Source organism: Bacillus glycinifermentans, from assembly GCF_001042475.2.
Taxonomy (GTDB): domain Bacteria; phylum Bacillota; class Bacilli; order Bacillales; family Bacillaceae; genus Bacillus; species Bacillus glycinifermentans.
On the sequence record NZ_LECW02000015.1, the window covers coordinates 151,707 to 164,012 of the forward strand.

Annotated in this window: 5 protein-coding genes and 1 pseudogene; 4 read left to right on the forward strand and 2 right to left on the reverse strand. The window is 48.5% G+C overall.

The genetic code is table 11. From position 1 onward, the window contains the following. Positions 1-39: 39 nt before the first annotated feature. On the reverse strand, positions 40-321 hold the full coding sequence (locus tag AB447_RS10990; protein WP_048354189.1) for a hypothetical protein: 282 nt from the start codon (positions 319-321) through the stop codon (positions 40-42). 326 nt (positions 322-647) lie between these two features. Between AB447_RS10990 and AB447_RS26785 the strand changes: the two genes are divergently transcribed. Both AB447_RS26785 and AB447_RS11000 read left to right on the forward strand, forming a co-directional pair. Further along, complete coding sequence (locus tag AB447_RS26785; protein WP_231592723.1) at positions 648-782, forward strand: YetF domain-containing protein; 135 nt, start codon at positions 648-650, stop codon at positions 780-782. Positions 783-1,159: 377 nt separating this feature from the next. After that, entirely contained in the window at positions 1,160-1,834 is a 675-nt protein-coding gene (locus tag AB447_RS11000; protein ID WP_048354190.1) for a YoaK family protein, read from the forward strand. Positions 1,835-2,096: 262 nt separating this feature from the next. Here the strand turns inward: AB447_RS11000 and AB447_RS11005 are convergent, their stop codons facing one another. Beyond that, a complete protein-coding gene (locus tag AB447_RS11005) occupies positions 2,097-2,435 on the reverse strand; it encodes a hypothetical protein (protein ID WP_048354191.1) in 339 nt (112 codons plus the stop codon). A 213-nt stretch (positions 2,436-2,648) separates the two neighbouring features. Here AB447_RS11005 and AB447_RS11010 point away from each other — a divergent pair, with 213 nt between their 5' ends. Both AB447_RS11010 and AB447_RS11015 read left to right on the forward strand, forming a co-directional pair. Continuing rightward, positions 2,649-4,031 (forward strand): MFS transporter, encoded by a 1,383-nt coding sequence (locus AB447_RS11010; protein WP_232517667.1) that lies wholly within the window; start codon positions 2,649-2,651, stop codon positions 4,029-4,031. A 638-nt stretch (positions 4,032-4,669) separates the two neighbouring features. Continuing rightward, positions 4,670-12,294 (forward strand): annotated as a pseudogene (locus tag AB447_RS11015) (amino acid adenylation domain-containing protein). Positions 12,295-12,306 lie beyond the last annotated feature (12 nt).

The following is a 12,306-nucleotide window of genomic DNA, read 5'->3' on the forward strand; positions in this document are numbered from 1 at the left end:
CTGCAAAAACAATCGGGACTTTTCTAAGTCCGTACGCTGTTATGTCCGGCTGTTGTTCCGAAACGATGTAACCGTTGTTTTTAGTGATGCATACGATCCGATAGCGGCATAGCCGTAGAAACCGCCCATAAAGATACCGGCTATGAGGCTGTGCCGATGGCTGATGCAGACAGATATAATCAAGCCGAGGGCCAGGGCCACTGTCGGCACATACTTTTTTGGAACCTTTAAAAAGATTTTGATGAGCTGTGTCATGAAGATGATAATTGGTACCGCTGTAACAGCATCCCATACATTCGTATGTATAATCGGGAAATCCATAAAAGCACCACCTCACGAAATAGTATCCCTTTTTGAACAGGAAATATTTCAATTTTTCCGCTGGGACGGCCGACGGTATCCAGATGGGGTGAAGCCTGTGAACGAATATATCAATCTCATTATTCGCTCGGAGCGATTACCGCGAATTTGACTTTCAATTCCAATATTAAAATCCACCATCATGTAATCCCTTTTTTTATGTTTGTGGGCGTTATTTTGGCGACAGCACACATTTTGATGTGGAGCCAAAAAAGCCGGACGTTTTTTGCGGGTGATCCGACAGTGGTGATTCAAAACGGAAAAATTCTCGAAAAAATATGCGCAGCATGCGCTACACCGCCGACTATCTTAATCAGCAGCTCAGGGAAAAAGATATTTTCAATATCGAAGAAGTGCACTTTGCCATTATCGAGATTAACGGGGAATTAACCGTACTAAAAAACCGTAGTTCCGGCAGGTGACAAAGCAGGATTTATGGCTTGCGGCTGTACCAGAATCGAAGCTTCCAAGCGAATTGATCATGGAAGGACAATATGAAAGAAAATCAGCTTACCAAATCATCTGCTCATGTCTGAACTGCAAAAACAATACGCTACATTGGAAGAAGTATTTTACGCAGTAAAAGTTTATATCGATACATACAAAGACCATATCCATAAAGAATAGGGTTACATCTCTAGCTGGGTTTCTTTCGGCCCGATACGGTCATCATTATGGTAAAATGGTATTCGTGTGAAAAAAAGCAAATGAATGAGTCGGCGGAGAATATCATGTCTTCCGCCGATTCACCGTTTCACTGAATATGCCGAAAGGTCTGTTTAGAAAGGATTGAATCACATTGAAAGCTGCGTATTATCGCTACATCATGCTTTTGCTTCTCTGTTTGATCGCAGGGATTGTAGATGTAATAGGGTACTTAAGCATCGGCCGCGTCTTTACCGCCAACATGACGGGGAATATCGTACTGCTCGGATTGGCCCTCGGAAACTCTCTCCAAAAAACCGCCATGTATTCTCTCATCGCATTGCTCGGTTTCATACTCGGCGTGATCATTGCGTCTTTGATTGTCGGAAAACAGGAAAAATCCTTCTGGCCGTCATCCGTAACGACAGCGCTTATTGTCGAGGGGGGCGTTTTGCTTCTGTTTGCATGTCTGTCATCACTGCAAACGTCAGCGTATATATTGATTATACTGCTCAGCATTGCGATGGGGCTTCAGACAACTGCGGCTAGAAAGCTCGGTATCGCCGGTATTTCGACAACCGTCTTAACCGGGACGCTTGCCAACTTTTTCGAAGATATAAGCGGGCGGTTTTTTAGCAAAAAAAAGCAAAACATCGTACATACAGATGCACTGCTCCGCGCTTTAACGATCGTGCTGTATTGTCTCGGAGCCGTCATTGCTGCTGTTGCCGAACCGGCTTATTCATTTGCGGTGGTATGGATTCCGATTGTCATCATTCTCTGGATCGTTGTCACAGCGGGAATCAAGTTTAAAGGGATTGGAAAATGAACATGCTTTGTACGGGATGAAGCCGGCCGAAGTTGCCCCGAAAAGCAACACCAAGAGGGAAGGGGTTTTTCGGGGCTTTACAGTTAGATATCTTAATCGGTGTTCTACAATTTAAAAATGACACAACATTACCGGTTTTAGAAACGCATACTTTTTGATTATCGAATGTAATGGGGGCCTTGTTGTGCTTGTCATCTTTTATGCCTCAATATCAAGCCGAAAGCGTTGAGCAACACATTGACATCATTCGTTTATTAAAGGCCTATTCCTGTATCACCGCCAATTCTCCGGTACCGTAAATAAGTGTGACGGTCTTCCCGTTTTTTTCGTACGTTCCCGCCAGGCCCGTTTGTTCCAGATGATGCCAGCCCTGCTCCGCGATTTTCATCAGGTAAACCGGGCTCGGACCGTTTTCTTCTTTAGCGGGGTAGTAGGTGTATGTGACCGCTTTTTTCCCCTTCTCGTATTCGTTCGTTTCCTTGATTTTGGCGAATAATGGTACGGGGAATGCCGATTCGGCGGCGGAACTTTTAAACCCGTAAAATAGAAACAATCCGAGCGATAATAATATAAACATCCACAAAAACAACGTTTTTTTCATCATTCTATCTCCTTCCATCATACATAGTCGAAAGAATAGAAATAAAGATACATAGATGCGATTTTTGATTTGGTATATAATGAGAACATCATAAATAAGGAGGCGTTTTTATGAAGTGCAGAAAAACAATCGGGGTACAAATTAAGGGGGGGAAGCGCATCATCTGCCCTATAAACTGCGTGATTCCCCCTGACATGCGGGGGTATCATTTTGGTGGAAAAAGAATTATATTCAGAGACGGAAAAATCTGTTCATCAGCGAAAATCAGCGTTTGGCTGGCTTAGCTTTGTCGCGTTTTTCAGCGTCATGAACGAGACCGTATTTAATGTCGCATTGCCCGACATTGCAGCGGATTTTGGCGTGCCGCCGTCCGCGGCCGGCTGGGTGAATACAAGCTTCATCCTTTCGTTTGCCGTCGGCTCGATCATTTACAGCAGAATTTCCGATATGTACGGTTTAAAAAGGCCGCTTCTCATCGGCCTCATGATATATGGAGCAGGCTCCTTATTTGGCATGCTTGCACACGCTTATTTTCCGGCCGTCATTTTCGCGCGCTTTTTGCAGGGCGCCGGCGCATCGGCCGTGCCTGCGCTGATCATGGTGATGATCACGCGCTTTGTCCGTTCAGAAGACCGCGGAAAAGCGTTTGGAATCGTCGGTTCATTGGTGGCGGCGGGGGAAGGCGTCGGTCCGGCGATTGGGGGAGTGATCGTCCATTATATTCATTGGTCATTTCTCTTTCTCCCGCCGATGGCAGTGCTTTTGTCAGTTCCTTACTTTTCTGGGCGGCTTACTGACGAAGCGGTCTCAAAGCGAAGCATGGACGTTCTGGGGGTATGCCTGCTTTCGCTCGGCATTGTGATGTTTGCGTTGTTTACCGCACAATACCGAATGCTCTATATCACGGCGGGCATCTTGGCATTGAGCGGATTTGCCCTTCACATCCGCCGTGTAAAACATCCTTTTATCGAGCCGTCATTATTCTCAAATCGAACGTTTGTCATAATCGTTTTGTCAGGATGCCTGTTATTGGGAACCGTTGCCGGGTTTATCTCAATGGTGCCTTATATGATGAGAGCCGTATACCATATGAGTGCCGATACGATTGGAGGCGGAATTATATTTCCCGGAACGATCGGCGTCATCTTTTTCGGTTTCTTGAGCGGCGCATTGGTGGATCGGTTCGGCAATCGTCGGGTGTTTTCTCTCGGATTAACACTCATTGCCGCAAGCTTTGTCGCCGCATCGCAAATCGGCGATCGGGCGCCCTGGGTCATGACTGCGCTGCTTGTGTCCACGTTTTGCGGCCTCTCGTTTATCAAAACGGTGATTTCCAACAGTGCTTCAAAAACCTTGAAGGAAGAGGAAGCCGGGGCAGGCATGGGAATCCTGAGTTTCGCCTGCTTTCTATCTGAAGGAATCGGCATCGCCTTTGTCGGCGGCCTGCTGACAATTCCGGAGTTTGACATTCCGTTCCTTCCGGCAATGGGACATGAAAAGGCAGTAAAGTTCAGTTATATGCTGTTTCTTTTCACAGCTTTTGCTCTGGCAGGCGGCTTGCTGTATGTACTGACTGGCAGACGGAAAAAACGTTAAATTTCCGCTTGAGCGGCTGGGTATGCGACATGACCCGGCCGCTTTTTTTGCGTGCTTTTAAAGGTGCAGTTTCATTGAAAAGAAAAATCGGTAAATGTACGGCTTTCTTTTTGAAGAGCCGCTTGTTTTGTGGATGAAAATTTCATGAAGACTGGTTGAAAATTGGGACAAATTGTGTATTTTATTTTAAACTTTGTAAATAACATACAATTATCGTTTACAACATCATCCAAACGAGGTATATTATGATTGTGATGCCGTCAGATCACAACAAAATCTGACAGGGAGTGACACTATCTATTCCAAACTTGCTTAAGTTAGGAACATCACAATCTGCTTTTGCGGTAAGCAGACAAGCAAAAGTTTCACATTCTAAGAAAGGATATGGAGCACATTTTATATTTTTGTAATCGAAATGGTTTCATCTTAAGAGTATAATTTTTAAAGCAAAGCACAGGAGCGCTACGGGAACTGGGAACAATCTGGGGTTTCATTAAGCAATCCAGTGCCCATGTTTGGAAGCCCTTGACTGAATGTAACGATCTGGATGAGTTTACATACGGCCGGAACGGCTCCTGAGCAAACAATCATTGAAATATGATCTGTATCATCCTCTTATCTGAAATGGAGGGAGTCTATTGGTAGACAAAACCTACGCATTAACTCATGCTCAACGGAGAGTTTGGTTTACTGAACTGCTTGATCCGGGTACAAGTATCTGCAATCTTGCTGCATGTGTAAAATTCAGGGGCGAAATCGATCCGGAGATCCTGCAGCGTGCACTGGACTTTTCATTTTCCCGTAATGTTTCGCTTCAATTGCAGCTGACGGAGGGGAACGGACCCGAGCCTGAGCTGTATCTTGCTGAACATCGGCCGGTTTCCTTGGAGATAATTGATTTTACCAATTCCGGCATTGATGAACGGGACAAATGGATTGAAGCTCAGACTTATATACCGTTTAAGTTGTTTCATTCGCCTCTTTATCAAGCCTTTCTGCTAAAGATTTCAAAAGAAGAAGTTTGGCTTTATGCAAAATTTCACCATATTATCATGGACGGCATTTCACTTAACCTGCTCGGCAATCAGCTCATTGACATATATCAAAAAATAATGCGGGATGAGCCTTTGCCTGAACATGATGGACCTTCTTACCTAACCTATATGGAAAAAGAACAACAATACCTGCAATCTTCCCGTTTTGAAAAAGATCGTTTATTTTGGACTGAAAAATTCGATTCAATTCCAGAACACCCAACACTGACCGAACACTCCCCAGGCAAACGACAAAGTACCGCCGCTTCAAGAGACACGATTACACTTTCTCACTCTCTGGAAAAATCGATTCGACGTTTTTGTGAACACCACCAGGTCAGTATCCTATCTCTATTTATGGCTTCGTTATACATATTGATCAGCAGGCTGACATCAAAAAAAGATATTGCGATCGGCACCTATTATGGAAACCGCGGCTCCAGACTGGAAAAAGACATGCTCGGTATGTTTGTCAGCACACTGCCGGTCAGAATGATGACAGATCCTGATTCTGATTTTATTTCTTTCGTCCACAGTGTGGGAAAAGAGCAGCTTTCTGTCATGCGTCATCAAAAATACCCTTACAATCTGCTGGTGAATCAGTTGCGGCATGCACACCATGATCTGCAAAATTTGATCGGCATTTCAATGCAGTATCAGCCGCTTCAATGGAAGCAGGCTGACGGCTTCGATTATGAGACAGCCCTGTACTTCAGCGGACATACTGCGAATGAGCTTTCCGTTTCAATTAAAGAACGTATCGATACCGGCATGATTCAGTTAAATTTCGATTATCAAACCGCTTTGTTTACTCAATATGAAGTGAAACGGATTCAAACCCATCTTTTGACCATTGTAGAAAAAGCGATTGCCGATCCAAAACAGCTGATTCGAAACATTGATATGGTTGATTCGAAAGAGAAGGACAAGATTTTGTTTACATTTAACAAAACTGAGACTTTAGAACCATTGGCGCCGACGCTTCATGCCTTGTTTACCCGCCGCGCGGCTCTTTCGCCGCACCTTCCGGCGCTCCGTTTTTCCGGCGGCATCATAACGTACGGAGAGCTCGATCAGTACACAAACAGGCTCGCTATACAGCTGAAGAAAAAAGGCGCAGAAGAGGGAAGCGTCATCGGCGTGCTTGCTGAACGCTCGCCTGAGATGGTGATTTCTGTGCTGGCCGTTTTGAAAGCCGGCGGAGCTTACGTGCCACTTGATCCCGCGTATCCTGAAGAACGGCTCGGCTTCATGCTGCACGACAGCGGCGCCAAACTTCTTATCGTCCAGCCCGGTTTATCGGTGCCGGGATTTTCCGGTGAGACGATGGAGGTTGACCTTGCTGCTCTTACGGAGGAGACATCGGAAACAGAGCCGTTATCGGTTGATATAGACGGCGGATCGCTCGCCTATATCATTTATACGTCGGGTTCGACCGGACGACCGAAGGGCGTCGCGGTGGAGCACCGCCAGGCTGTAGCCTTTTTATCGGGTATGCAGGAACAGTTTCCGTTAAGCGAAGATGATGTGATCGTACTGAAATCATCCTTTTCTTTTGACGCTTCGATCTGGCAGCTATTTTGGTGGGCAATCCCAGGCGCTTCCGTATATTTACTTCCGCCAGGGTGGGAAAAGGACCCCGCTTTGATGGCAGAAACATTCACAGCCGAAGGGGTAACGACGGCACATTTTATTCCGGCGATGGTCAACAGCTTTTTAGAGCGGCTGGAGATGGAAACAGAAGAGAAAAGGACAAGCCTTTCGAACACATTGAAGCGTGTATTCGCCGGAGGTGAAGCGCTTGCGCCCCAGACTGCGGCCCGGTTTGCCCGGTTATTGCCGGAGACGGCGCTTATCCACGGCTACGGGCCGACAGAAGCCACGATCGATGCGGCATTTCATGTGTACGACGCCAGGAAGGACAGCGAACGGACGCGCCTTCCGATCGGAAAACCTGTACCGGGTGCCCGCCTTTATGTGTTAGACGATCAGCGGGCTGTTCAGCCTGTGGGTGTGGCCGGAGAGCTGTATATCGCAGGCTCGGGCGTCTCGAGGGGGTACGTGAATCGCCCGGAGCTGACGGAAGAACGGTTTCTCGATGATCCGTTTTATCCGGGTGAACGAATGTATCGAACCGGGGATCTGGCACGCTGGCTGCCGGACGGTCACGTTGAATGGCTCGGCCGCCTGGACAGCCAGGTGAAAATCCGCGGCTACCGGATCGAACCGGGGGAAATCGAGGCGGCGATCCGGCACATCGAAGGTGTACGGGAGGCAGCGGTTGCCGCCCGGACTGAGAACGGGGAAACCGGGCTTGTCGCCTATATTGAAGGACAAAATCAGCAGACTGTGCGGACGGAGCTGGCAAAACGGCTGCCGGCTTACATGATGCCATCTCATGTCATCGAAATGAAACAATGGCCGGTCACCCCGAGCGGAAAGCTCGACCGAAAAGCGCTGCCAGCTCCTGACGGAGCGGCTGACCGGGGCGCATACGCTTCGCCGAGAAATATGACCGAAATGAAGCTTGCCCGGCTTTGGGAAGAGGTGCTGAAAAACGGCCCTGTCGGGATCCGTGACCACTTTTTCGAGCGGGGCGGCCATTCGCTGAAAGCGACGGCGCTCGTCTCCCGTATTGCCAAAGAGTTTGGTGTGCAGGTGCCGCTGAAAGACATCTTCGCCCGTCCGACAGTGGAAGAGCTCGCCGCCGTCATTCAGGAATTAGACGAAACCCCTTATGCGGCGATTGAACCGGCGGAAAAACAGGATACCTACCCGGTTTCCTCAGCGCAAAAGCGGATGTACGTGCTCCAGCAGCTTGACGAAGGCGGCACTGGGTACAATATGCCGGCAGTGCTCGAGCTGACAGGCCCGCTTGATCGCGCGCGGCTCGACACGGTTTTCAGGCAGCTGATCCGCCGCCACGAGTCGCTCAGGACGTCGTTTGAAACCGGCGCAGACGGCGAACCAGTCCAGCGCATCCATGACGAAGTGCCGTTCCGGCTCATGGAGGAGGCATCCGCGGAACACTTTGTCCGTCCGTTCCGGCTTCATGAAGCGCCGCTTTTCCGCGCGGCTCTCGTGAAGGAAGCGGAGGAACGCCACCTGTTATTGGTCGACATGCATCATATCATTTCCGACGGGGTGTCGGTGAACACGCTCATCCGCGAGTTTTGTGAGCTGTACGCCAGCCGGACGCTTGACCCGATGCGGATTCAGTATAAAGACTATGCCGTATGGCAGCAGGAATTCAAAAAGGGGGAGGCGTACAGGCGCCAGGAGGCCTATTGGCTGAAGCAGCTCGACGGAGAGCTGCCTGTGCTGGAGCTTCCGGCTGACAACGCCCGCCCGGCCGTGAGGAGCTTTGCGGGTGATACAGTGTCCCGCACGGTTGACGCGAAAACGGCGGCAGGGCTTTACCGGATCGCCCGGGAAAACGGGTGCACCCTGTACATGGTGCTTCTCGCCGCATTCAACACGCTCCTTGCGCGGCTTGGCGGGCAGGAGGATATCATCGTCGGTTCGCCGATCGCCGGCAGGCCGCACAAAGACCTTGAACCTATCCTCGGCATGTTTGTCAACACGCTAGCGATCCGGACGCATCCGACAGAAAACAAACGTTTCAGCGATTTTTTAAGGGAAGTGCGTCAAACGACGCTCGCCGCATACGAACATCAGGATTATCCGTTTGAAGAGCTGGTTGAGCGCCTTGGCGTCGTCCGTGATATGAGCCGAAATCCGCTGTTTGACGTCATGTTCGTTCTACAAAATATGGAACGGGAATCACTGACTCTACATGACTTGCATTTGGTAGCTGCAGCTCATAACACCCATAAAGTCTCTAAGTTTGATATGACCCTTTATGCAGCTGAAGAAGATCAAGGGACAATCCGTTTTGATGTTGAATTCAACACAGACATCTACCAGAAACAGACGATCAAGAAATGGATTTCCTACTATATTCATATTCTCAATCATGTGATCGAACATCAGAACATTCATCTCGGAGATATCCATGTATTGGATGAACACGAGACAAACTCAGTGATTCACAAATTTAATCAGACAAAACAAGACTACCCGAAACACGAAACGATCAGCCGTTTATTTGAACATCAAGCTGCCAAAACGCCTCACGCCCCGGCTGTTATACATGATAGACAAACATTGACATACCGGGAACTAAACGAACGGGCCAACAGAATAGCCGCTGTGCTTCGGGCAAATGGCGTCGGTTCAGAAAGTGTCGTTGCATTATTAACAAATCGCACCCCTGAACTTGCAGTCGGAATTCTCGGTATTTTAAAAGCTGGCGGAGCCTATCTTCCCATCGCTGAAGACATGCCGCCGGAACGGTTGGAATGGATGCTGTCTGACAGCAAAGCTGATATTCTTCTCCAATCAGATCAATTAGAATCTCATATTGTTGGAAAACGGTTATTCATAGAGGACATCCAGCTGAAGGCCGGAATACCCGCCAGCAATCCCGAACAGCGGGGCGGTTCTGACTCTCTCGCTTATGTGATCTATACATCCGGATCAACCGGCACGCCAAAAGGCGTAATGGTTGAACAGCGCGGCGTCGTCCGCCTCGTGAAAAATAGCGATATGGCGTTGACGCCTGAAGACAGGCTCTTATTGACAGCGTCATTGGGATTTGACGCGATGACATTTGAAATATTCGCACCGCTATTAAACGGCGCTCGTTTATACCTTAGTGATCAAGAAACTTATTTAGATTCCGATCATCTCAAGACATTCATCCAGCATAACGGAATCACGACCTTATGGCTGACATCATCGCTATTTAATCAATTATCAGAACAAAATGAACGAACATTTTCCGACCTGTCCAGGTTGATTATCGGCGGAGAAGCACTGTCGCCAAACCATGTCAACCGCGTCCGCAACGCAGCGCCAGACCTGCTCCTATGGAATGGTTACGGCCCAACGGAAAATACAACATTCTCAACCTGCTTCCGGATTGAACAAGAGTATAGCCTTTCAATTCCGATCGGCCGTCCAATCGCTAATTCAACCGCTTATATTGTTAACAGCCGCGGGACATTGCAGCCCATTGGCGTCATCGGAGAATTATGCGTAGGCGGGGATGGGCTAGCCAGAGGCTACTGCGGAAGACCTGAGCTGACGAGAGAAAAATTTGTGGCAAATCCCTTCGCACCTGGTGAACGAATGTATCGGACCGGTGATTTGGCCCGCTGGCTGCCGGATGGGACAATTGAGTATATCGGACGGATGGACGATCAAGTAAAGATTCGCGGCTATCGGATTGAGCTGGGAGAAGTTGAAGCGGCATTGCGGCAGATCGACGGTGTCAAAGAAGCAGCCGTCATCGCGCGAACCGTCTCCTCGGGACATAAAGAACTGCTTGCCTATATGAGCCTGCAAGCGGAAATGAACACCGAAAAAGTCAGATCTCTTCTTTCTCAACAATTGCCCGGGTTTATGGTCCCGACGCATTTGGTTGAGCTTTCCGCCTTGCCGCTGACACCAAACGGAAAGCTCGACAGAAGAGCGCTGCCTGAACCGGAGATCACAACGATCAACACAGCATATACACCTCCGCGCAATCAGCTGGAGGAACGGCTTGCCGTGATCTGGCAAGAGGTTCTCGGCGTTGAAAAAGTCGGGATCGAGGATTCGTTTTTTGAGCTGGGAGGCGATTCGATTAAAGCCCTCCAAGTATCTGCGCGTCTTGGCCGTTTTGACTTAAAAATCACGGCAAGCGACTTATTCCGCCATCCAACCATCAAAGAAGCCGCACCTCTCATCCGCAAGACTGAGAGGATCATCGATCAGCGGCCGATTGAAGGAGAAGTTCCTTGGACGCCCGTTCAGCGCTGGTTCCTCGCGCAGCATATCGAAGAGCCGCAGCATTTCAACCAATCTGTCATGCTTCACAGCCCGGAAGGATTCCAGGAACAGCCGCTTCGAACAGCTTTACAGCATCTTGTTATCCATCATGATGCCCTCCGTATGACAGTCAGCGATGAAGGCGGGCAGCTGAAACAAATCAACCGGGGAATTCTTGGCGAACTTTACAGTCTGAACATAGCAGACCTTTCTAAAGCAGCACAATGGGAAAACATGATTGAAGACGCAGTCGCTGATTTGCAGCGCAGTATCCATTTGCAAAAAGGCCCATTACTAAAAGCAGGCTTGTTCAACACAATGTCGGGAGCTTATTTATTTCTCACCATTCATCATTTAGTCGTTGACGGGGTGTCGTGGCGGATTTTGCTCGAGGATTTATCGGCAGCATACAGTCAAGCGGCCGCAGGACAACCGGTCCAGCTTCCGCCGAAAACGGACTCATACCAATATTTCGCAAACCGGCTTACGGAATACGCAGAGAGCAGCAAAGTCATTCGCGAAGAATCGTACTGGCGTACTGTTGAAGAAGAAAAAGCCGCTATACTTCCTTGCGAAAAACCGCAAAGCGCTGCGGATAACATTCGGAAAACGGTGAGTTTTTCACTTTCAGAAGAAGACACATACGTTTTAATCCACAAGGTCAACAACGCCTACAGCACAGATACCCAGGATATTCTGCTGACGGCAGCATCGTTAGCCCTGTGTGATTGGTTGGGAGAGCGGAAACTGCGCATTGCGATGGAAGGACACGGGAGGGAACAGATCCTTCCTGAATTGGATATCAGCCGGACGGTCGGCTGGTTTACCTCAATGTACCCTGTATTGATTGATTTACATGCAGCAGAAGGCGAGCTGGGATGGCGGTGAAAACCGTCAAAGATATGCTCAACAGAATACCTGACAAAGGAATTGGGTACGGTGTTTTGAAATATTTAACAACTCCTGAACGGAAAACGATCCAGTTTGGCAAACCGCCTGAGATTGGCTTTAACTATTTAGGACAATTCAATGATACAGAACGACAACAAATGTTCAGCTTATCAGGGCTTGCGAGCGGGAAAGACATCACCCCCACATGGCAGCGCGAGCAAACGCTGGACATGAGCGCCATGGTAAGGCAAAATCAGCTGTATTTTCATTTGAGCTATCCGCCAAGCCGCTTCCAAACAACAACAATGAAACAGCTGTTGCATGCGTTGAAACAATATTTGCACCAAATCATCAAACATTGCACCGGGAAACAAGAAACAGAAAAAACAGTCAGCGATTTTAGCAGCAAATCGTTAACAGCGGAAGATTTGGACAATATTGCGAGCTTTGTCGAAGAACTGTAGAAACGGAGGCAG